Source organism: Dyadobacter pollutisoli (assembly GCF_026625565.1).
In the GTDB taxonomy this organism is placed as follows: domain Bacteria; phylum Bacteroidota; class Bacteroidia; order Cytophagales; family Spirosomataceae; genus Dyadobacter; species Dyadobacter pollutisoli.
In genome coordinates this window covers 7,233,317-7,256,181 of sequence record NZ_CP112998.1, presented here as the reverse complement: position 1 = coordinate 7,256,181, position 22,865 = coordinate 7,233,317, and the positions used below count along the sequence as shown (strand labels likewise).

The window sequence follows — 22,865 nt, the reverse complement described above, 5'->3', positions numbered from 1 at the left end:
GCCATGCGCTGAAAGCTAACAGCCCATATGAAATATAACGAATATAAAAACCTGAGTTATCCGAAAATCGGAGACGAGGTGCTGCAATTCTGGAAAGACCAAAAGATCTTCGAAGCGTCCGTCGAAACCCGTGAGGGGGCTCCTACTTTTACATTTTTTGAAGGCCCTCCTTCCGCTAATGGAACACCGGGGATTCACCACGTGATGGCGCGTGCTATTAAAGATATTTTTTGCCGCTACAAAACGTTGCAAGGGTTTCAGGTGAAACGCAAAGGTGGCTGGGATACGCACGGTCTCCCGGTCGAATTGCAGGTTGAAAAGGAGCTTGGTATCACAAAAGACGACATCGGGAAGACCATTTCCGTTGAAGAATATAATGAAAGGTGCCGCCAGACGGTCATGAAATTCACGGACCAATGGAATGACCTGACCGAAAAAATGGGGTATTGGGTGGATCTTGAAAATCCATACATTACCTACAAAAGCGAGTACATTGAAAGTCTTTGGAACCTGCTCAAAAAGCTGTATGACAAAGATTTGCTCTATAAAGGCTACACGATCCAGCCTTATTCTCCCGCTGCGGGAACCGGCCTTTCGTCTCATGAGCTGAACATGCCGGGAACGTATAAGGATGTAAAGGACACGACAATAGTAGCGATGTTCAAGGTGAAAGACGCGGAGACTTGGCAAATTTTTGAAGACTTACCAAGTCTTGATATCCGCATTCTCGCCTGGACCACAACTCCCTGGACATTGCCTGCAAACTCGGCGCTGACTGTGGGTGCGAACATAAGTTATGTACTGGTAAAAACGTTTAATCCTTACACTTACGAGCCGGTAGCTGTTGTTCTGGCGAAGGACCTTATAGGCAAATATTTTTCAGAAAAAGGTCAGGATGGTGATTTTGACGGCTTTGCGGCCAGTGATAAAAAACTATTGCCCTGGTCAATCCTGAGCGAATTCAAAGGCAAGGATCTGGAAGGCATTGAATATGAACAGCTCATGCCTTATGTTCAGCCTGAGGCACCTGCGTTCCGCGTGATCATCGGCGATTTTGTTACTACCGAAGACGGTACTGGCGTAGTACATACTTCCCCTACTTTTGGTGCGGACGATTTCCGGGTGGCGCAAGCCAATGGAATCCCCGCGATCATGGTAAAAGATGAAACGGGGAAAGAAGTTCCTATTGTTGATCGCAGAGGCCGTTTTGTTAAAGAAATTACCGACTATGCCGGCCGTTTTGTGAAGCCTGAATACTATTCGGACGAGGAGCAAAATGACCCCGAATTCCGCGCGACCGATGTTTTGATCGCTATCAAACTGAAAGAAGAGGGTAAAGCATTTAAAGTAGAAAAATACGAACACCCTTACCCACATTGCTGGCGTACCGACAAACCGGTTCTTTATTATCCGATGGATAGCTGGTTTATCAAAACCACGGCTATGAAAGACAGGCTGGTGGAATTGAACAAAACGATCAACTGGAAACCGGAAAGCACGGGAACCGGACGTTTTGGAAACTGGCTGGAAAATCTGGTGGATTGGAACCTGTCGCGCTCACGTTACTGGGGTACGCCGCTGCCGATCTGGCGCAACGATTATGGTGATGAAATTTGCGTGGGGTCAATCGAAGAATTGAAAGATCTTTTGGAAGAGGCGATCATTTCGGGACATTTAACGAGGGATCAGGCTAGACTTAACTCCGATTACCTGCTAAAACTGGAACACGGAGATTACGATCTGCACCGTCCTTATGTGGATAACATTGTGCTGGTTTCGAAAAAAGGCCATGTGATGCACCGTGAGCCGGACCTGATAGACGTTTGGTTTGACTCAGGAGCAATGCCGTATGCTCAATGGCACTACCCATTTGAAAATCAGGAAATATTTGATCAAAGCTACCCTGCCGATTTTATTTCAGAAGGCGTAGATCAGACACGCGGCTGGTTCTTCACACTGCATGCGATTGCGGGAATGTTGTTTGATTCGGTTGCATTTAAAAATGTAGTGTCAACCGGTTTGGTTTTGGACAAAAATGGAAACAAAATGTCCAAACGCCTTGGCAATGCAGTCGATCCTTTCTCGACACTTGCGCAATACGGCCCCGACGCTACAAGGTGGTACATGATCACCAATGCTGAGCCTTGGGACAACCTGAAATTCAACATTGAAGGAATCGGTGAAGTGCAGCGGAAGTTCTTCGGAACATTGGTTAATACTTACAATTTCTTTGCATTGTATGCCAATCTGGACGGCTATGAGTTCCATGAGGCCAATTCAGTCCCGGTCGAAAAACGTACTGAGCTGGATCGTTGGATTTTGTCAAAACTGAATACATTGATCAAGGAAGTCGGTGAGCAGTTTGATGATTACAATCCTACCAAGGCCGGTCGTCTTGTCCAGGATTTTGTGACCGATCAGCTTTCCAACTGGTATATCCGTTTGAACCGCCGCCGCTTCTGGAATCCTTCGCAGGATCAGGGTACCGGATTGACGGAAGACAAACAGGCTGCATACGAAACTTTGCAACATTGCCTTGTTACAGTAGCGCAACTGATGTCGCCAATCGCTCCTTTCTTCGGTGAATGGTTATATAAAAACCTCACTGATATCGACCGTGAGGCTTCGGTTAGAAACAACACTGCTTTCAAATACGATTCGGTACACCTTACTTACTGGCCGAAAATCGAAGGCGGCGTAGTAGACGCAGACCTGGAAGAGTCAATGGAACTGGCGCAGACGATCAGCTCACTTGTTCATTCGATCCGCAAAGGTCACAAGATCAAGGTGCGTCAGCCGCTATCCAAGATCCTGATCCCGGTTTTAAGTGATCATACCAAACGCCAGATCGAGCAGGTAACTTCCATCATTTTGACAGAGGTAAATGTGAAAGCGGTGGAGTTTGTTCATGATGACAGCGGTATTCTCAAAAAGAAAATCAAGCCTAACTTCAAGACGTTGGGTCCGAAGTTCGGGCCAAAAATGAAGGAAGTAGCGGCAGCAATTTCGGCCATGACTGAGGCCGAGATCAAAGAAATAGAGCAAAAAGGCAACATTATCCTGAATGGTGTACTAGATATCTCCGTCAGCGATGTGGAGATCATTGCCGAAGACGTACCAGGATGGTTGGTAGCAAGCGAAGGAGGTTTGACCGTCGCACTGGATACTACCATTACAAACGATCTCAGGCTGGAAGGCATCGCCCGTGACTTCGTGAACCGCGTTCAAAACCTTCGTAAAGACAGCGGTTTTGACGTTACGGACAAGATTAAGATCACATTACAAAACAATGACGGCCTGCTCGCCAATGCTATTACCGCCAACAAAGACTATATCTGCCAGGAGGTACAGGCACTGGATCTGAGCCTGGTAAGCGACCTAAACGGTGAGGCTACGGAGATTGAAATGGATGAGTTTTTATTGAAGGTTAAGATTGAGGTGGTTTAATGGGGCAGTACGAGGCGTATCCCACCCAAAGCAACGACGACAACACCCGCTTTCAGTTCCAAAGTATAGGAAAGCGGGGTGTTTTCGTTAAAGTATTATATTTTACGCCTTTAACAGCCGAGATTTACAATTTATCATTGGTAGACTATGATAAAATCACGGGTAGTTATAGCGATTTAACTGTAACAGACAACGGTGACATGGCGGAAGTCCTGGTTACTGTAATATCTGCTATTCATAAGTTTCTTGATTCAACCCCTGGCAATAAAGTCTATTTCGAAGGGAGCACACGGGCTAGAACCCGATTGTATCAAATTTCTATATCAAAAGTTTATGATCCGGTGGAATCTGATTTGCTTATTAGTGGCCTTCGAGATGATCAATGGTTTCCGTTTGAGCCTAATATCAATTTTGAAGGTTTTTTAATAGAGAAAAAGGCTTAACTTTATATAAACAGTCTTCGCAAAAATGAAAGTTTTAGATAAGAAGTCAGGGAAAACCGACAACATCACTTACGACCCAAAGCTAGATAACCTTCCAGTACCTAAAATTGTATTAGAAAAAACAGAAAGGGCTCGCAAGTTTCTTGAAAAGCATCCCATTCCTGAACAGATGCTGAGGAAATAAAAACCTTATGCAATTACAAGACTCCACAGCAATAATAACAGGCGGTGCTTCCGGATTAGGGGAAGCTACCGCCCGTTTGTTTTTAGGACAAGGTGCAAATGTTGTTGTACTCGATTTGAATGAAGTTGCCGGGGAAAAGCTGGAACGCGAATTTCCGGTTCGGCTGAAATTCGTTAAAACAGATGTTTCAAGTGAGCCGGATGTTCAGCGCGCTGTCGATGAAGCCATTCTGACTTTTCAGTCCATTCAAATTGTTATCAACTGCGCCGGCATTGCACCAGCCAGAAAAATCGTGGGCAAAACCGACGGTATTTACGGCCCACATTCTCTCGAAGATTTTGAAAAAACAATCCGTGTTAATCTGGTTGGAACATTCAACGTAATGCGGCTGGCCGCATTTGCCATGGAAAAAAATATGCCGAATGATGAAGGTGAGCGCGGTGTAATCATCAACACAGCCTCAGTAGCGGCTTACGACGGACAAATGGGACAAGTCGCCTACGCTGCTAGCAAAGGCGGTATCGTGAGCATGACATTACCCGTCGCCCGCGACCTGGCCAAATCAGGTATCCGCGTCATGGCGATTGCTCCGGGGTTATTTGAAACTCCATTGATGCTAGGGCTTCCCGAAGAAGCGCGTTTGTCGCTCGGTCAGCAGGTACCTTTTCCTTCCCGGCTCGGACGCCCCTCTGAATATGCTTTGCTTGCAAAATCCATTGTCGAGAATCCAATGCTGAATGGCGAAGTGATCCGCCTGGACGGTGCGATCAGAATGGCTCCCAGGTAGCTCACTATGAGTTATTTGTATTATCTTTATGGCAATGGAAATATTTCGAAACATATCTAAAAAGCAGTCAATAGTGCATTGGCTGTTTATGGCGATACTGTCGTCAGGAATATTTCTTTCTCAGGAAGTCAGTTATGATGACCGGAAAGCGGATGCAGCCCCTATCGCTGAAAAGCATGCTGATCATGCTTCCCGCGACCGCTCTGTCTATAATTTTTGTGCGCTACCTGCTCGCAATGTTCAATTCAAAGCCCATACCAGGAATGTTCAATTTGCCTGCATTTCGGCTATCTCAAAGAGGCACGACGATCTTGTAGTTCAAAATACCCTTTCATTTTCGGTTAAACTGGTTACGATAAGAACCGGTATGATCCAGCACCTTCTGTACAGAACATTCACCACCGAGGAGCCACTCATCTTCCATTCCTGATTTAATTTAGTCAGGCTCACCCACTTTGCTGTTCAATCACGACGGAGCATAATTCTATGCATTCAATCCGCCCTATTCTTCAATCCCAAATGGAAGATGAAATTCAATATTGTATTAAAAAATATCCGGAAATGGCTCTGGCGTCTGGCTGTTTCCTATATGCTGGGCTTTGCCAGCGCCATTGATCAGGATGTCAAATCGATCGATGATTCTTGTTTTAAAATCGAACAAACGATCCCAGACAAGAAAGGTTAAGTTTGAATGAAAATTCAAACCATTCTGATTCCCAAATCATTATATATTTTAAACTCATCGTTGTCCGCCGGCTGATCAGTGATAATCACAGACAACTGGTCAGTCGGGCAGACATAGTAAGCCTCCGCCGTTCCAAGCTTCTCCGTGGTAGCAAGCGCAATCACTTCCTTCGACGCTCCGATCATTGCCCGTTTTACCTCACTTTCCTCATAATGTGGGCCGGTGACGCCCAACTCAGTATGAATGCTGCAGATCCCCAACAGGCAAATATCCGCCCTGAATTTCTTGAAAAACTGAACCGTATCGCTTCCAATCGTCACAAAGGAGTTTTTCAATAATCTACCTCCCGCAAATAGCACTTCTACATGCTCATGTTCTTCGAGCAATGAGGCGATGGGGAAACTATTCGTAATGACGGTCAGCCGGAGATCTTTCGGCAACATTTGCGCAATGAGCATGGCAGAAGTACCACCGTCAAACAAAACGACCTGATCGTCTTTCAGAAAGCCAAGCGCCTTTTTTGCAATAATTTGCTTTTGGTCATTATCATACAGCATCCGGTCACGAAAATGGTGCGGTCCGGGCGAATGCGGAACAGCCCCACCTCTGACTGATTTTAACAGTCCCTGATCTGCCAGCTCCTTAATATCCCTCCGAATCGTGTCCTCAGACACATTCAACAAGGTACTCAGGCCCGCCAGATACACCTTTTGATCTATTCCTAATTGTTTAAGTATGATCTGGAAGCGTTCCTCTTTTAACATAATGCGCTTTTTGTTTTCTGCAAAGTTATTAAATCGCCAACCAAAATATTGCATTTAATTGCAAATATTAGCTATATTTGTTGCAAATAACTGCAAATTAAAGCATCATTCAAAATGACCCGAAAATCAATAGCTATCGACATGGATAATGTGATTGTCGATATCGAAACCAACTGGATCGCATGGTATCATAATGAATTTGGGATACAAGTGACCAAAGAAGCAATGCACGGTATCCCCGAAGACCAGGCTTTCCCGGATCCGTTGGCAGCCAGGAGTTTGATATACAAGCCCGGCTTTTTTCGTAACGCTCCGCTGATTCCCGGCGCCCAGGAAGCATTGCTGAAGTTACAGGAGAACTTTGATGTATTTATCGTTTCGGCAGCAATGGAATTTCCAAACTCACTGTCTGAAAAATACGACTGGCTTGCCGAACATTTTCCATTCATTCACTGGAAAAATATCGTTTTCTGCGGCGATAAAAGAGTCATCAACACAGACTACCTGATTGATGATCACCTTAAAAACCTGGATTTCTGTCAGGGAACACCCATCCTCTTCACTGCCGGCCACAATCGGGGAATCGACAAATACCGCCGTGTGAATAACTGGGATGAAGCACTGGAATTGTTAGCTGCAGAGTAAGCATTGCTAAAACTAAGGCTTACTTGGACGGAAAAACAATATTGTTTTGCTAACTTTAAGATACTTTGGTAGTTAATTTTATCCTTGTAAAACTATGGTTTCATTAAATATTTCTATTAATCAGCTGGTAGATGTTATCAGGGGGTTGGACGAAATCGAGAAAATACAAGTCAAACGTGCTCTTGAAAATGAATTCTTCGTTTCCGATGAAACCAGGGAAGAGTTACTTAGTAGAAAGCAAGCTTTCCAGGATGGAAAAATAACATCACGCTCTTGGGAGGAAATAAAAAGTGAACATGGGTCTTTATAATGTTCGCCTTTTAAAACCTGCTGAAATAGAGTTTTCTGAAGCCTTCGATTGGTATGATGAAAAACAAAAGGGATTAGGTAACCGATTTCTGAAAGAGGTATCAAAATACCTTGATTCAATTGCTGACAATCCACTCAAATTCGCAGCAAAATATGACAATGAGCTGCATTTCGCCCCTCTAAAAATCTTTCCCTTCGTCATCGCGTACTGGGTTGACAGCGACACTGTATTTGTCGTATCCATCTTTCACACCAGTCGAAATCCGAAAAAGTTCTTGACTTAGCATCAAGAACTTTCCTTCACCCGCTCTTTCAATTGCAGCAATTCGTCGCGTAGTCGGGCGGCTTCCAGGAAGTCGAGGTCCCTGGCTGCGGACTCCATTTTGCGCTGCGTTTCGGCAATGAGTTTTTGCAGATCGGTTTTACCCATGTACTGCACCACCGGATCAGCTGCAATGCGGACTTCACTAGGCTCGACGTACACTTTGCGTACTTTCGAGTCGGCCACGGAAGTTTGCTCCATAATGGCTTCCTTGGATTTCAGAATCGTCCTAGGCGTAATTCCATTCTCAATATTATACTCAATCTGAATGCTCCGGCGACGGTTGGTTTCGTCAATAGCCAGCTGCATAGAACCGGTCATCACATCGGCGTACATAATTACCTTTCCGCGATCATTACGCGCTGCGCGGCCAATCGTCTGGATCATGGAGCGGGTATCCCGCAAGAACCCTTCCTTGTCGGCATCCATAATCGCTACCAGCGAAACTTCGGGTAAATCGAGACCTTCGCGTAGCAAGTTTACACCCACCAGAACGTCAAAAACACCCAGCCGGAGCTCTCGCAGGATCTCCACGCGGTCCAGCGTCTTCACTTCGGAATGGATGTACCGGCATTTGATACCGACCCGGTCAAGGTACTTGCTCAGCTCCTCTGCCATTCTTTTGGTCAAAGTGGTGATGAGCACCCTGTCCCCCATTGCAATTCTCTTGTTGATTTCTTCCAAAAGATCATCAATCTGGTTCAGGCTTGGCCGTACTTCGATTTCCGGATCGAGCAGTCCGGTAGGCCGGATGATCTGCTCTACAACTACCCCTTCTGATTTACGCAGTTCATAGTCCGCAGGCGTAGCGCTCACAAAAATCGTTTGAGGTGTCATATCCTCAAATTCCTGAAATGTCAGCGGGCGGTTATCCAATGCGGAAGGTAGCCGGAAACCATATTCTACCAATGCTTCTTTTCTGGAACGGTCGCCTCCCCACATCGCGCGGATCTGAGGCATGGTTACGTGGCTTTCGTCCACTACCATTAAGAAATCCTCAGGAAAATAATCCAGCAGGCAGAATGGTCGTTGTCCCGGATTCCGGCGATCAAAGTATCGTGAGTAGTTTTCGATACCGGAGCAGTAACCCAGTTCCCGCATCATTTCCATATCAAATTCGGTACGCTCCTTCACCCGCTCTGCCTCTGCCAGCCTTCCCTCCTTTGTAAAATATTTGATCTGCATCGCCAGATCGTCCTGTATCTCTTTGATCGACTGCATTAAAACGTCCCTTCCCGTCACGAACAAGTTCGCCGGGAAGATCGCAATGGCGCGCTCGCTCGAAATTTTCTTACCACTTTCAGGTTCAATGCGTTGAATTTCTTCAATTTCGTCGCCGAAGAAAATGATCCGGTACGCGAAATCGGCGTATCCAGGAAATATATCAACCGTATCGCCTTTTACACGGAAATTACCCCTGTTAAATTCCAGCTCGGTACGGCTGTAAAGAATTTCCACTAGTCGGAACAAGAACTGATTACGACTCACAATGTCCCCCAGCTTGGCACTGACGATACTTTTCTTATACTCATTGGGGTTACCAGCACCATAAATGCACGACACTGACGCCACCACAACCACATCCCGGCGGCCACTCATCAGCGACGAAACAGTATGCAGCCGCAGCTTCTCTATTTCCTGGTTAATCATCAGGTCTTTTTCAATGTAAGTATTGGTGCTGGAAATGAATGCTTCCGGCTGGTAGTAGTCGTAGTAGCTGATAAAGTACTCGACGGCATTGTTAGGAAAAAACTGCTTGAATTCGCCGTAGAGCTGAGCGGCCAGCGTTTTATTATGGCTCAGTACCAGTGTTGGCTTATTTACTTTGGACACAACATTGGCCACCGTAAATGTTTTTCCTGAACCTGTAACACCGAGCAAGGTCTGAGCTGGTTCGCCAGCCTCTATTCCCTGTACAAGTTGCTCGATCGCGTCGGGCTGATCGCCCGTAGGTTGGTAATTAGAAGTCAGTTCAAAATCCATAACAAGTAGTAAAGCAGTACCGTTTGTAACGCATTTCAAAGATATATTAGTTTCTTTGAAATGCGTCCGGTGTAACTTTATGCTTGTTCCTGCAAAACGGCTTTCGCGTTTTCAGCAGCTTTGTTTTCTTTCCAATGCTGCCAGTCAATACCCAGCAGCTTAGTCATACTCTTATCCACGAACGTGTGCCGAACCAGGTTCATTCCGCCACGCACGGCCGTGAAAATAGAGTTATTGGCACGTAAAGCCAGACTGAAACCGCCATCTACATAGCGGATATAGTGCCACCAAAGTGACGGGATAAAAATCGTTTCTCCGTGATGCAGGATCGTTTCATGTCCCACGGCACCTTTCAAGGCTGGAAATCTCTCGTAGTCAGGATCAAGGGGATCTACCTTGCTCATTACAGTGAACGGGTGATGGTACAGGCGTCTGCTCTCTTCCGGCGAGAACAATATTACCTGCTTTCTGGTCTGAAATTGGGTCAGGAATACATTGGAGCAATCCATATCGTAATGGAGATTGGTAATGGAACCCTGCCCCCCGAAAAATACAAATTTGTATGATTTCAAAAATCCGTCCATAATGGTTGGAAAACGGATATCGTCTGCCAGCTCTGGGATCTTTTTGAAAATATCAAACAAGAAAATACGAAGGTCTGTGGGCCCTTTTTCAATGAGCGACAAATAGTCCCCGAACTTCATTGTTTTGGCTATCTGAAAATATTTATCCGCGTCGTGGATATGATTATCAACCAAAGGAACATCAAGGCTGCCGTGATTTTCTCTCAGCCATTCAAAAGTCCACTTTTGTGCCGCAGGCCAGTCTTTTGCCAAATCCGTAAAAACAACTGGACGGCTTGGCTTTAAATAATTCTCAATAAATTCTTCGCGGGTAAGTCCGCTACGCTTCTCTATGGGCACTAATTTCATAATAGAAACTGAGTAGTAAGGTAATCGACTATGTTATTAATACTGTTAAATAATAGATTAACAGCGACAATCATGAAACAATTCAGACCGTCATAAATGCTATCAAATGTATTAAAGAGATTTCAAAAATATAAATTTAAGAACACATAATAAAAATTTATCTTTAAAATATATAGATCAAGTAGATTAACAAATATCCCCGAATTGAATTGAAAAACGAAGTTCAGGAATAAGCTTTTCGCAAGCAATCTGTTATCTTCAAGCCAGGTCACAATAGCATATGGACTGTCCGTCATGAAATATTTCACTATTTCTCCATCTCCTGCGCTAGCCCGGTACGTCCGGTCCTTTTGGGTTCTTGAACATGAAGTATCCGTGGGGCAACCGTACATTCACCGTACTATGGCCGACGGTTGCGCGGAACTGATCTTTCATTACAAAGGCCGGTTCGATGAACTTTTGGCCAATGATAAAACCGAGTTATCGTTCAATTCAGGAGTTCACGGGCAATCGCAATCTTTCCGCCGGTTCCTTATCCGCGAAGACTTCGGGATTTTCGGGGTGTACCTTTATCCTTTCGCTGTACCAGTGCTTTTTGGCATTCCATCGACTGAAATCAGTAATGAAATGCCGGATATTGTGACGTTTCTTGGAAACACAGGAGCCGAACTGGAAGAAAAAATGATGCTGGCCGCAGGTACCTCGGAAAGGGTCAGGGTTATGTCGGAGTTCCTGGAAAATTGCCTTCGTAAAAATCAGCCTTCCGAACCCGCCGTGTTTTCAGTCATTAACCAGATCATCCAAAGCAATGGTATTGCCAGCGTGCCGGAACTTGCGGCAAGCAGTTTTCTTTCTACCAGGCAGTTTGAGAGAAAATTCAAGGCGTTTTCAGGTTTTAGTCCCAAACTTTTCTCGCGTATCATCCGGTTTCAGTCCGCATTGAATGCCTATGGTGATAAAGAAAAATCGCTGACCGAAATCGCTTATGAATGCGGCTACTACGATCAGTCCCATTTTATTCATGATTTCAAAGCATTCTCCGGCGACCATCCCAGGTTCTACTTTTCAGGAAGAACTGAGGGTACCGGCTACCGCGATGTATAATGTCGTGTTTTTCCAATTTTGAGGTATAGGCTGCCGGTACCTTTGCTTAAACTTAAAACAAAAAATTATGAGCAATGTAAAAGTCCCAAACGGCCATCAAACATTAATGCCTTACTTAATGCTGACAGGTGCCGCAAAATTTAAAGAATTCACAATCAATGTATTCGGTGGCGAAATTGTTTCGACACATTTACAGGAGGATGACCCGGCCCTGATCAAACATTCGGAAGTAAAGATCGGCGACAGTACTATTATGTTTTGCGATGCCCGCGCCGAATGGCCTGCGCAACCGGCAAATATGTTTATTTACGTAGCAAATGCCGACGACACTTATGAAAAAGCATTGTCGGAAGGCGCAACCAAAGTAATGGAACCTGCCGACCAGGATTACGGTCGGAGCTGCGGGGTAACCGACCCCTGCGGCAATGTGTGGTGGATAACTTCTGTTCTATGATTAATTACGATAATAAGGTTTTTATTCCGCTTGCTAATTCTGAAAATGGTGAAGTGGATCTGCAAATGCAGTTTTTGTATAAGCAAACGGGTAATATCGTCACTTCAACTTATTCGGGGGGCAGGATAGTCACCGGACATTTGATTGCCCTGGTCGATGATCAGGGCAATCTCGATATGCGTTATCATCAGGTCAATGACAAAGGCGAGATCACAACCGGCGTTTGTTATTCGACTCCTGAGCAACTTCCGAACGGGAAACTTCGTATGCATGAGAAATGGCGATGGACTTCCGGGGATTTGTCGGAAGGAGAATCGCTTTTGGAGGAAAAATAACGTTATATTGTTTTGTTCAAAAACCGGCTCCAATGCGACACATTATCAAAATTGCCCTGTCTGTTTTCATCTTTGCTGGATGGGGCAATACTTTTGCTCAAACTTCAAAGATCGTCTCCGGCAGCACTAAATTCAGTGTAAAATTCATATTGGGTACCTGCGAAGGAAGCTTTGAAGCACCGAGAGGCTCTGCGGTTTTTGACGAAAAAAATCCGTCCGCAGCTTCTTTTGATGTGAAAATTGCCGCGGCTACATTCAAGACCAACAGTAATTCAAGGGACAAAGACCTGAAAAGTGAAAAGTACTTTTACGTCGAAAAGTATCCCGATATTCATTTCAAGTCTTCGAAGGTGGAGAAGAAAGACGGCAAGTTCCAAACCACCGGTACACTCACGATGCGCGACGTATCGAAGACTGTAACATTGCCTTTTGAAGCCAAAAAAAATGCTGACGGTACTTACACCCTTTCCAGTACATTCGATGTAAACCGCCTGGATTACAAAATCGGTGAGAAAGACTGGAAGCTCAAAGACATTGTCACCGTCTCGCTCGCCGCTGTCATTAAATAGACCGATTCCCCATTACCAATCCCGTTTTCATCTCTCATTACTCCGTTCTTTTCAGGATTAATTGATAAAAACTTATCCATTTCTTTGTATTTAGTCTAAATAATAGATTCATTTGTAACTCTATTTAAATTTATTCTAAATAAATGAAGATTCGTTTATTTTCGCTACTATTATTTATAACCACGGCAGCCCTGGCCCAGGAAGAAATGTCGAGAAAGGATTCTGTCAGGATCAATAATCTCAATGAAGTGGTGGTGACTGCTACCCGGACTGAAAAGCTGCTTTCACAAATTCCTGTTCCGGTTACCCAGATCTCTTCTGCTGAAATCAGGAATCGCGGAATGGTACGACTGAATGAGATACTTGCAGAACAAACCGGCCTGACCATTGTCACTGACCATGGGAAAGGCATTCAAATGCAGGGATTTTCACCAGAGTACACGATGATCATGATCGATGGCGAACCGGTAATCGGACGCACATCAGGTACACTTGAACTTTCGCGCATTGCTACTACCAATATTGATAAAATTGAAATTGTAAAAGGCCCTTCTTCCTCTTTATACGGTAGCGAAGCCATGGCTGGTGTGATCAATATCATTACCCAGAAACAGAAAGACGGATTTTCATCTTCATTATCAGCCCGATATGGCACCAATAACAATACGGATCTGTCAGTTGAAAGTGGGTTCAGAAAGAATAAGTTTGACATCGGCGGCTTTGCAAATCGCAACAGCAGCAGTGGTTATGCACTGCGCCCTGAAACCGGTACTAAAACCGTTTCGCCATTTGAAGCTTACACATTTAACCTGAGAAGCGGCTACCAGCTGACTCCTAAGTCGGATCTTCGGGTTTCGGTCCGCTATTTTGACAGTGAACAGGATGACCGATATTTCACCAACGACCGGTTCGCGTCGGGGAAAGGTAAAGAGAGAAACCTAAGCATAGCGCCTTCGTACCGGATCAGGTTTAATGAAAAGTTGAACTCCTCGGCCCGGCTTTACTATTCGTCTTACAAAACGAAGTCGCTCTATAATTACGAAGATAACCATACACTGTTCGATCAGACATTTTTCGATCAGACATTTACACGGGGCGAATTGCAGACGGACTATGCCGTCGTCCCCGGCTTGAAAGTGACGGCGGGCGCTGGTGCTGTACATGAGACCGTGGAGGCTACACGCTACGAGGACCTGCAATCGTTCAACTCCGGCTACGGCTACGTGCAGGCGGACTGGCAACCATTGACAAGGCTTAGTATCATCGTCGGCGGACGTTTTGATGCCCACAGCGAGTACAAATCACAATTCAGCCCCAAGCTAGCAGCCAGCTACAAGGTGACCGATCGTTTTATGATCCTTGCCTCAGCAGGAAAAGGATATAAAGCACCGGATTTCAGGCAATTGTATCTCAACTTTACCAATACGGCAGTCGGCTATTCGGTTTTCGGGTACATTGGCGTGGCCGACAGACTTAAAGAATTGCAGAATGTAGGACTCATCGAAAGGGTGCTCATTGATCCCACCACATTGCAGAGCCTGAATGCCGAAAGCTCCACCTCGTTCAATACAGGATTCAGATATGCACCGGTGCCCAGGCTGAGCATTACATTCAATGCTTTTCGGAATAATATCAAAAACCTCATCAGCACACAACCCATTGCGCTCAAAACCAATGGATTGTTTGTCTACTCCTACTTCAATCTCAACAGCGTTGTCACACAGGGAGCTGAGACTGAGATCACTTATTCCTTTGCCAAAAATTTCGAAGTAGCGCTCGGCGTGCAATATCTGGACGCTTTTGATCAGGCAGAAAAAGACAAGATCAAGGCAGGGGAAGTTTACACGAAAGACGAAAACAACCGCACCAGATTGGTCAGAATGAGCGAGTACGGCGGATTATACAACCGGTCGAAATGGATGGTCAATGCAAGAATTTCCTATAACAACACAGAAAAAGGCTTTACAGCCTCTATCCGTTCGATTTACCGAGGCAAGTACGGCATCAGCGACATTGACGGAAACGGTATCCTGAACGCCGACAGCGAATATGTGAATGGATACAATGTGCTCAATGCTTCCGTTTCCAAAAGCTTTTACAAAAACAGGCTGAGATTACAGATAACGGCCGAAAACCTGCTCAATTACAAAGATATAGCCTCCGTCAGCAACCTTCCCGGACGACTTCTCTACGGAGGTGTGAGCTTCAATTTCAATAAATAACTTTTATAATCAACCAATCACAATGAAAAATCTAAGAGTACCTGTACTTACATTCCTTGCTGCATCCATGCTATTTTTGACAGCTTGCGGCGATGACAATGAAAATGGGCCAGTAGTGGTTCCAGACCTCACGATCAGCGAAGTAAAAGACCTGGACGGATCAGCAGAATCGAAGAAAGATTCAGCATTTTACAGTCTTTCCCTGAACAAAGAAGTGACCTCTTCTGAGCAATGGGACATTAAATTTAAAGGAACAACCATTTCGGTAAGCGGAACGGCGCAACTGGTACAACTATCCAACGGACAGCTCTTCGATACTTATACAACCGCCCCAGCTTCCGGATTTGTGAAGGACGATATCAAAGGTTCAGGGTCGTGGTATAACTACACCGCTACTACGGAACCGCAGCATGCTATCATTCCGGTACCGGGCAAAATTATCGTTTTGAAAACAACAGACGGCAAATATGCCAAGATAGAAATGCTTAGCTATTACAAGGGAAATCCAAGTACCACCTCAGAATCGTTCAAAGACCTCACAACCCGCCCAGCCGCAAAAACTTACACATTCAGATTTGCATACCAGGCTGACGGCAGCACAAATTTGAAATAAAAATGATGATAGACTGGCAGATGATCACGGCCAGTCTATCTCACATACTTCCAGTTTCTTATCTTACCCTCCGCCAGCCATTCCAGCGCGGTTTCCATTCTTTTGTCTCTTGTCGCCTCGCTTTTGGCATCGGTAATCCATTCCACATATTCCTTTTTCTGCGAGTAACTGAAATTGGTAAACGTTTTCAGCGCGTCGGCATTCGATTGTAATGCTTCTGCAAAATATTCGGGAACCACCAGTTCTTTATTCGTTGCAGGCTTAGGTTCCTTGGTTTGTTTTACGCCACTGTCTATCAGCTGCATTGCCTCCCTGATAAATCCTATCAGGTAATTTTCTTTCGGCAAGTCATCCAGGCTGGTGATCCTGCCCAGTTGTCCCATGGAAGTCTTTTCATCCCCGGACGCCAGCAAATTATGCGGATCCGTCAGCTTGGAACCCAGCCAGAAACCAAATGCACAATGCTGCTTGAACGATGCCATGCTGCAAAGAATGCTCCCCTTGTACTCGAAATGTGGAAAACTCCATTTCATCGTTTCCGTCGCTTCCGGGCAGGTGGTGTGCACAATCTCCCGCAGATAAGTCAATATTGGGATTGCAAAATCAGCAGACTTCAAAATGTAGGTATCTATCCGGGGATCAGTATGGTTCATTAGGTAGGCATTGTTATTTTTCCAAAATCGCCTTTAAGTTATTCAATCCGTCCTGAAAATCCTTTCCTACCGATTTTTCCATGCCCATAAAAGGCAACATGACGTTCATGGGTATAGGCATAGCGCCGGTAAAGCCCCAGCGTACTTTCGTTGAAGTGGAATCAATGACTTCCGTAACCATGTAAGCATCGTTGGTACTTTCAAATGGTTTCAAAAACCTGAGTTCTGTATTGACCCGCTCTCCTTCCTCGATTTTGGTAATCTCCTGTTCGCCCTTCCCTACGTCATCGTTTCCGTCCCACATGGAAGTGAAACCTACTGTACCGTCGGTACCCGTGAAGCTTTTCTTCATATTGGGATCACGGCTCGCCCACACACTCCAGTTATCCTGGTTTTTCAGGGATTTGAGGTATGCAAAGACCTCTGCCTTAGGTTTGTTGATAACGATTTCCTTTTCAACAGCATAGTCTTTCGGCATGAGGAAGGCAGCAATCAGGACCAATGCGATCAGTCCAAGCAAAATGTAGAGCACTTTTTTCATTGAGGGATTATTTTGAGGTGAATAACTAAACTTATACTTAACTTCATCAAGATCTTCAATCGTTTCCATATTCACCATACCGGCTTTTTCCAGTACCCGTATGGAAGCGACGTTATTGACATTCACAAAGGCAATGACGCTTTTGGCATTTAATGTCCCTTTTGCAAAATTTATTAATCCGGTCGCTATTTCAGTTGCTATTCCCTTGCCCCAATGCTCCTCCATCACCCGGTAACCAATCTCATATTCGGCACCGACCTTATCCAGCTTCGCTGCCCCTATCAATTCCCCAGTCGCCTCTTCCTCAATCAGGTATCGGCCCAGGTAGGTGTTAGGTCCATATTCAGCTAAAAACCTTCGAAGCATATCGTCAGATTCGGGCCGGGTTAGCGGGTACCCGGTCACATATTTCATGACCTGCGCATTGTTGCTCAGCCTGAAATATTTGTCGCCGTCCGCTGCCGTCATCTTCGTCAACATAAACCTCCCCGCTTTGATCTTCTTGCCGTTCATTGACCTTTTGCTTTTACCTTCTCAATCTTAACTCATTGAAAGGTAAAGTTCCGTCGAAAAACGCTGAATAAAGCGATTTTAATTGCAAATAATCCGCTGAGTCAAAATTTAAACTAAATATAGATTTTTTATCAAATAAGTTACGTCAATTCTCCAACGAAAAATTTGCGGATTGTTATCCCAAGTCGGCCTTATGGCAAAATATTCTTCTATTTTTTTAACGTTAACAGACATTAACATTTACCAAAACTTGCTTTCTACATTTGAATTATTACATTTGAGTTATTGCGTGTTTCTATTAAGATTCCGTTCTAATAGTTTCAATCATTCTTGAATTCATTATAAAAGTATGAATTTTTTAATGACCTGGTTTAAATCAGCATCATGACAAAAAGGACTTTTGTATTGTTTTGCTGCCTTGCACAATCCATGGCATTTCTGCTGTTCTCACAGCAGCAAACTTCTGCGTGCAAGCTTGATCTGGGAACGAACAGGTTTTCTCCCTTTGTCATTGAGATGGCCGAGACGTCTGATCATTTTGTACTGGTCGACGATTCGATCTGCAAAAATGAGACGATAGTAAGGGCCGATGACTTTGAATGGAAGGAAAACCTTTCCGACCTCCTGCGTCATCGCCATTCTACTTATCGGTTTCTGACACTTGTCCACCAGATTTCGCCTGATTACGTCATTCAGCGTATTCCGAAAGTGGTCCGGGAGTCGATAACACTGCTTTCTGTTACCAGGGGTGTTGTCACACGTCCTGATTATTACAGCTTTCTTCATCGCCTTTGCCCCTTTTGAAAATCGCCGCAAGCGTTCTTTAAATCTCATTTTCCGTAGCTAACGGACAAGACCCTGTGCACTTTGTACATTGTTTTGCCCGACATGGCTGCACGATTTTACTGCCCGTTCCACGCGCAGCTTAAAGACTATTCCTATACCCAATAAATATTCTCACCCATTTTTTATCTACTCATCATGAAAAATTTTCAGTGGTCATTCTTATTGATTATCAGCATTTTCACATACGGATGTGCTTCCAAAAGTGAAGGTATCTCCGAAAGCAGGGATAGCATACTCACCATTCCGGTAACCGAACTGAGACCTCAGAAAACCGAGCTGCTGCGGGAGTATGTAGGAGACATTCACGCCATTAGGAATGTCGAAATCTACGCCCGGGTAAAAGGTTACCTGGAAGAAGTTTACGTGGATGAAGGAAAAGAAGTCAAAAAAGGACAGACGCTTTTCAGGATCAATAATGAGGAGTATGAAGCACAGCTTGCAAAGGCAAAGGCCAACCTGCAAAGTGCTATCGCTGAGGCAAAAGGCGCCGAACTTGAACTGAAAAGAGTTCGGTTACTGGTTGAAAAAAATGTAATTACGAAAACGGAAGTAGAATTGGCGGAAGCCAAACTGGCCGCCGTGAATGCGAAAATTGAAGAGGCGCGTTCCGAGAAATCCAATGCCGCCATTCAACTTGCCCATACTGAGATCAAAGCTCCGTTTGACGGCATCATTGACAGGATTCCGTTTAAAATGGGTAGTCTGATCAATGAAGGAACGCTGCTGACGACATTGTCGGATACTAAAACGGTATTTGCTTATTTCAATGTCTCAGAAAATGAATACCTGGAATATGTGAGAGCAAGAGGGAAAGCCGCTGAAAAGGAAGCGATCGTTGAGCTGGAACTTTCCGACGGTACGTTTTTTAAACACAAAGGCGCCATTGAAACGATGGAAGGCGCTTTCGATGAAGGAACAGGCTCCATTGCCTTTCGGGCACGTTTTTCCAATCCTGAAAAACTGCTGAAACACGGTTCAACAGGAACCATCAGACTTACCAATACTGTCGATAATGCGATCCTCATTCCACAGAAAGCCACTTTTGAGATTCAGGACAAAAGCTTTGTGTATGTGGTAAACAAAAACAACCAGATCAAAACCAGGAGCTTTGTTCCCAAATCACGGTTCTCGACTTACTATGTGGTCAAATCCGGGCTGGAATCAGGCGAAACAATTGTATGTGAAGGAATTCAGGGGCTGAAAGATGGCGCTACTATTTCGCCAAAAACCATTTCTATGGACAGCCTTAAAATCAACAACGCTAACAAAATAGAACTTAGCGCGCGATAAGAGGCTAATAAATCGCTCACCTGATCACTACATTATGTTTAAGATTTTCATAGAACGGCCAGTGCTTTCATTGGTCATATCGGTTTTCATTACCCTGCTGGGACTTTTGGCATTCAAAGACTTACCGGTTTCCCAGTTCCCGGACATTGTCCCTCCCTCCGTTGTAGTTACCGCAACTTATACCGGTGCCAACTCAGAGGTTTGCGTTGACGCCGTGGCAGTACCGCTCGAAAAAGCAATCAATGGTGTGCCGGGCATGACTTACATGACCAGCGTTTCGGGTAACGACGGGGTTACGACCATTACCATTTCATTCAATGTCGGTGTAGATCCCGATCTGGCGGCGGTAAACGTCCAAAACCGCGTCCAGACTGTGATTGATGAGCTTCCGGAAGAAGTAATCAAAGCGGGAGTTACCACCGAAAAAGAGGTGAACAGTATGCTCATGTACCTCGACATTATGAGCACCGATTCGTCGGCGGCAGAGGATTTTGTTTACAACTTCGCAGACATTAATATCCTCAAAGAACTGAAAAGAATCGACGGAGTAGGTCGTGCCCAAATCATGGGAAGCAAAGATTACTCCATGAGGATCTGGCTGAAACCCGACCGCATGATGAGCTATAATGTCTCGGCAGACGAGGTAGTAAAAGCCATTCGTGACCAGAATGTCGTAGCTGCCCCTGGGAAAACCGGTGTTAGCTCAGGTCGGGAGGTACAGGTGCTGCAATATGTATTGAAATATACCGGAAAATTATTCGAACCGGCTCAATACGAGAACATTGTACTACGCTCGAACCCCGACGGGTCCATGCTGAAATTGAAGGATGTAGCAGATGTAGAATTTGGTACCCTCGAATACGATATGGCTTCCAAATCCAATGGTAAGCCGTCTGCGTCCATTATGATCAAGCAGCGGCCGGGATCTAATGCACAGGAAGTCATCAAAAATATCAAAACCAAAGTCGCGGAATTGAAGAAAACGACATTCCCGCCGGGCATGGATTACTTTGTTTCCTACGACGTTTCGCGGTTCCTGGACGCGTCCATACATGAAGTAGTACGCACACTGATCGAAGCATTTATTCTGGTAATCATCATTGTATACCTGTTTTTGCAAGATTTCCGGTCCACAGTTATCCCGGCACTGGCTGTGCCGGTCGCACTGGTCGGCACATTCGCTTTTATGCAGATGTTTGGTTTTTCCATCAACCTGCTGACTTTGTTCGCATTGGTACTGGCTATCGGGATCGTCGTCGATAATGCTATTGTCGTCGTCGAGGCCGTGCACGCCAAGATGGCCGAAAAGCATATCGGAGCGCGGGAGGCAACATTGGAATCGATGAAAGAAATGAGCGGTGCGATCATTGCCATTACATTGGTTATGTCAGCGGTTTTTGTTCCCGTGGCATTCATGTCTGGTCCGGTTGGGATCTTCTATCGGCAGTTTTCCATTACACTCGCCATTTCCATTGTCATATCGGGTATTAATGCATTGACATTGACGCCTGCCCTTTGTGCATTGATGTTAAAAAACACCCATGGCGAGGCCTCCAAGAACACACTTTTGGATCGGTTTTTCAAAGGTTTCAACAATGGATACGACGGTATTTCCAGCAAATACAGGAAGCTGCTTTCGCTCATTATCAATCGGAGAGTTGTAACAGTTGGCCTTCTGATCGCCTTTTGTGTGGGTACTTATGGCATTAATACAATCCTCCCCACGGGCTTTATTCCAACAGAAGATCAGGGCGTTATCAATGTGAATGTGACAACACCAGTAGCTGCTACTGTGGAAAGAACGGAGGCAGTACTGGACGAAATTCAAAAAGTAGCACAGTCGCTTGAACCCGTCGAATCGGTTTCCAGCCTCTCGGGTTACAGCCTCATCACCGAGTCCGCCGGCTCATCATACGGTATGGCGATGATCAACCTGAAACCATGGGACCAAAGAAAAGCATCGGTACAGGACATTATTGCCGAAATGGAGGAAAGGACCAGGCACATTACCGATGCCGATATCCAGTTCTTCCCTCCTCCTACCGTCCCTGGTTTTGGTAATTCAAGTGGTTTTGAGCTGCGGGTACAAGACCGGTCCGGAAGTGATGACCTTCAAAAAACGGCTGACATTACCAACAAATTCGTCAAGGACCTGATGGATTCGCCCGAAATCGCAAGCGCATTCAGCAGCTTTGATGCGAGTTTCCCCCAGTATATGATCCATGTGGATGCAGATATGGCCTCCAAAAAGGGAGTATCAGTAGACGCTGCCATGAGTACGCTGCAGACGTTGATAGGAAGCTTATACGCCTCTAATTTTATCCGTTTCGGACAAATGTATAAAGTAATGGTCCAGGCTGACCCAAGTTTCAGAAGAAGCCCCGAGGATATCCTGAAACTCTATGTCAAAAACACTCGCGACGAAATGGTGCCTTTTTCAACATTCATCAGACTGGAAAGGGTTTACGGGCCTGAGCTGCTCACACGCTATAATATGTACACGTCCGCGATGATCAATGGTGACGCCGCGCCAGGGTACAGCTCAGGTGATGCGATCAAGGCCGTTGAAAGAATTGCCGCGAAAAGTCTCCCAAAAGGTTTTACCTATGAATGGTCAGGAATGACACGGGAAGAAATCCTCTCCGGCGACCAGGCCATTTACATTTTCGGTATTTGTTTACTCTTCGTTTACCTGCTTCTGGCGGCGCAATATGAAAGTCTTGTACTGCCACTACCCGTTATCCTATCGTTGCCCACCGGGATTTTCGGAGCCTTCCTTGCATTGAAATTAATGGGTCTGGAAAACAACATTTATGCCCAGGTTTCGCTGGTCATGCTCATTGGTCTGTTAGGTAAAAACGCTATCCTGATCGTCGAATACGCCATTATCCGGCAAAAAGAGGGACGTTCGGTCATAGAAGCCGCGCTGGAAGGGGCCACCGAAAGGCTTCGCCCGATCCTGATGACTTCTTTCGCTTTTATAGCGGGGCTTATTCCCCTGGTAATGGCCTCCGGCGCGGGCGCCATTGGTAACCGATCCATCGGTACGGCCGCAGCTGGTGGTATGCTGATCGGAACGCTTTTCGGGGTTATTATCATTCCGGGGCTCTACGTCCTTTTTGCCAGCGCAACCAATCCGAAGAAACCGAAAACAATCGTAGCAGAACAAGAAGAAGCGGTCCTTGACTAAACCCTCGCCATCTGAGACAAATTCTCACCAAGAC

At 45.3% G+C, this 22,865-nt stretch carries 23 protein-coding genes; 18 read left to right on the top strand and 5 right to left on the bottom strand.

Annotated features, from left to right (window positions below; all coding sequences use genetic code 11):
- The first annotated feature begins 27 nt into the window (after positions 1-27).
- The 6 genes from ileS (at position 28) to ON006_RS30155 (ending at position 5,546) form a co-directional block, all read left to right on the top strand.
- Positions 28-3,447 (top strand): isoleucine--tRNA ligase, encoded by a 3,420-nt coding sequence (ileS, locus tag ON006_RS30180; RefSeq protein WP_244822147.1) that lies wholly within the window; start codon positions 28-30, stop codon positions 3,445-3,447.
- Positions 3,447-3,890 (top strand): DUF6934 family protein, encoded by a 444-nt coding sequence (locus tag ON006_RS30175; RefSeq protein ID WP_244822148.1) that lies wholly within the window; start codon positions 3,447-3,449, stop codon positions 3,888-3,890. The genes ileS and ON006_RS30175 overlap by 1 nt, the downstream gene beginning before the upstream one ends.
- Positions 3,891-3,915: 25 nt before the next feature.
- Positions 3,916-4,074, top strand: coding sequence for a hypothetical protein (locus tag ON006_RS30170; protein ID WP_244822149.1), 159 nt, complete (start codon positions 3,916-3,918; stop codon positions 4,072-4,074).
- 7 nt (positions 4,075-4,081) lie between these two features.
- On the top strand, positions 4,082-4,861 hold the full coding sequence (locus tag ON006_RS30165; protein WP_244822150.1) for a 3-hydroxyacyl-CoA dehydrogenase: 780 nt from the start codon (positions 4,082-4,084) through the stop codon (positions 4,859-4,861).
- A 34-nt stretch (positions 4,862-4,895) separates the two neighbouring features.
- Positions 4,896-5,291, top strand: coding sequence for a hypothetical protein (locus tag ON006_RS30160; protein WP_244822151.1), 396 nt, complete (start codon positions 4,896-4,898; stop codon positions 5,289-5,291).
- Between the two features lie 96 nt (positions 5,292-5,387).
- Positions 5,388-5,546 (top strand): hypothetical protein, encoded by a 159-nt coding sequence (locus ON006_RS30155; RefSeq protein ID WP_244822152.1) that lies wholly within the window; start codon positions 5,388-5,390, stop codon positions 5,544-5,546.
- A gap of 14 nt (positions 5,547-5,560) precedes the next feature.
- Here ON006_RS30155 and ON006_RS30150 read toward each other — a convergent pair whose 3' ends face one another.
- Positions 5,561-6,310, bottom strand: a complete 750-nt coding sequence (locus ON006_RS30150; RefSeq protein WP_244822153.1) for a DeoR/GlpR family DNA-binding transcription regulator — start codon at positions 6,308-6,310, stop codon at positions 5,561-5,563.
- Positions 6,311-6,424: 114 nt separating this feature from the next.
- On the opposite strand from ON006_RS30150, the gene ON006_RS30145 reads away from it, so the two are divergent.
- The 3 genes from ON006_RS30145 (at position 6,425) to ON006_RS30135 (ending at position 7,548) form a co-directional block, all read left to right on the top strand.
- Positions 6,425-6,955, top strand: a complete 531-nt coding sequence (locus ON006_RS30145; protein ID WP_244822154.1) for a 5' nucleotidase, NT5C type — start codon at positions 6,425-6,427, stop codon at positions 6,953-6,955.
- A 94-nt stretch (positions 6,956-7,049) separates the two neighbouring features.
- Positions 7,050-7,265, top strand: a complete 216-nt coding sequence (locus ON006_RS30140; RefSeq protein ID WP_244822155.1) for a hypothetical protein — start codon at positions 7,050-7,052, stop codon at positions 7,263-7,265.
- Positions 7,252-7,548, top strand: a complete 297-nt coding sequence (locus ON006_RS30135; RefSeq protein WP_244822156.1) for a type II toxin-antitoxin system RelE/ParE family toxin — start codon at positions 7,252-7,254, stop codon at positions 7,546-7,548. Before ON006_RS30140 ends, ON006_RS30135 begins: the two co-directional genes overlap by 14 nt.
- A 2-nt stretch (positions 7,549-7,550) precedes the next feature.
- Here the strand turns inward: ON006_RS30135 and uvrB are convergent, their stop codons facing one another.
- Together uvrB and ON006_RS30125 are read right to left on the bottom strand one after the other, a co-directional pair.
- Positions 7,551-9,569, bottom strand: coding sequence for an excinuclease ABC subunit UvrB (gene uvrB, locus ON006_RS30130; RefSeq protein ID WP_244822157.1), 2,019 nt, complete (start codon positions 9,567-9,569; stop codon positions 7,551-7,553).
- A 77-nt stretch (positions 9,570-9,646) separates the two neighbouring features.
- Positions 9,647-10,501 carry a cupin-like domain-containing protein gene (locus ON006_RS30125; RefSeq protein ID WP_244822158.1) on the bottom strand — a complete coding sequence of 285 codons (855 nt, stop codon included), beginning with the start codon at positions 10,499-10,501 and terminating at the stop codon, positions 9,647-9,649.
- A gap of 294 nt (positions 10,502-10,795) precedes the next feature.
- Between ON006_RS30125 and ON006_RS30120 the strand changes: the two genes are divergently transcribed.
- The 6 genes from ON006_RS30120 (at position 10,796) to ON006_RS30095 (ending at position 15,798) form a co-directional block, all read left to right on the top strand.
- A complete protein-coding gene (locus tag ON006_RS30120; RefSeq protein ID WP_244822159.1) occupies positions 10,796-11,605 on the top strand; it encodes a DUF6597 domain-containing transcriptional factor in 810 nt (269 codons plus the stop codon).
- Between the two features lie 67 nt (positions 11,606-11,672).
- Positions 11,673-12,059 carry a VOC family protein gene (locus ON006_RS30115; RefSeq protein WP_244822160.1) on the top strand — a complete coding sequence of 129 codons (387 nt, stop codon included), beginning with the start codon at positions 11,673-11,675 and terminating at the stop codon, positions 12,057-12,059.
- Complete coding sequence (locus ON006_RS30110; RefSeq protein WP_244822161.1) at positions 12,056-12,394, top strand: avidin-fold protein; 339 nt, start codon at positions 12,056-12,058, stop codon at positions 12,392-12,394. The genes ON006_RS30115 and ON006_RS30110 overlap by 4 nt, the downstream gene beginning before the upstream one ends.
- 32 nt (positions 12,395-12,426) lie before the next feature.
- On the top strand, positions 12,427-12,963 hold the full coding sequence (locus ON006_RS30105; RefSeq protein ID WP_244822162.1) for a YceI family protein: 537 nt from the start codon (positions 12,427-12,429) through the stop codon (positions 12,961-12,963).
- A 143-nt stretch (positions 12,964-13,106) separates the two neighbouring features.
- The gene (locus ON006_RS30100) at positions 13,107-15,185 is read left to right on the top strand and encodes a TonB-dependent receptor plug domain-containing protein (protein ID WP_244822163.1); all 2,079 of its coding nucleotides are present in this window, start codon (positions 13,107-13,109) and stop codon (positions 15,183-15,185) included.
- A gap of 22 nt (positions 15,186-15,207) precedes the next feature.
- Positions 15,208-15,798, top strand: coding sequence for an HmuY family protein (locus tag ON006_RS30095; protein WP_244822164.1), 591 nt, complete (start codon positions 15,208-15,210; stop codon positions 15,796-15,798).
- A 35-nt stretch (positions 15,799-15,833) separates the two neighbouring features.
- On the opposite strand, the gene ON006_RS30090 is transcribed toward ON006_RS30095, so the two are convergent.
- Entirely contained in the window at positions 15,834-16,451 is a 618-nt protein-coding gene (locus tag ON006_RS30090; RefSeq protein WP_244822165.1) for a YdeI/OmpD-associated family protein, read from the bottom strand.
- 13 nt (positions 16,452-16,464) lie between these two features.
- Positions 16,465-17,505: a GNAT family N-acetyltransferase gene (locus ON006_RS30085; RefSeq protein ID WP_244822166.1), complete on the bottom strand. Its 1,041-nt coding sequence runs from the start codon at positions 17,503-17,505 to the stop codon at positions 16,465-16,467.
- 384 nt (positions 17,506-17,889) lie between these two features.
- On the opposite strand from ON006_RS30085, the gene ON006_RS30080 reads away from it, so the two are divergent.
- The 3 genes from ON006_RS30080 (at position 17,890) to ON006_RS30070 (ending at position 22,831) form a co-directional block, all read left to right on the top strand.
- The gene (locus ON006_RS30080; RefSeq protein ID WP_244822167.1) at positions 17,890-18,309 is read left to right on the top strand and encodes a hypothetical protein; all 420 of its coding nucleotides are present in this window, start codon (positions 17,890-17,892) and stop codon (positions 18,307-18,309) included.
- A gap of 177 nt (positions 18,310-18,486) precedes the next feature.
- Positions 18,487-19,641: an efflux RND transporter periplasmic adaptor subunit gene (locus ON006_RS30075; protein WP_244822168.1), complete on the top strand. Its 1,155-nt coding sequence runs from the start codon at positions 18,487-18,489 to the stop codon at positions 19,639-19,641.
- A 34-nt stretch (positions 19,642-19,675) separates the two neighbouring features.
- Complete coding sequence (locus tag ON006_RS30070) at positions 19,676-22,831, top strand: efflux RND transporter permease subunit (protein WP_244822169.1); 3,156 nt, start codon at positions 19,676-19,678, stop codon at positions 22,829-22,831.
- Positions 22,832-22,865 lie beyond the last annotated feature (34 nt).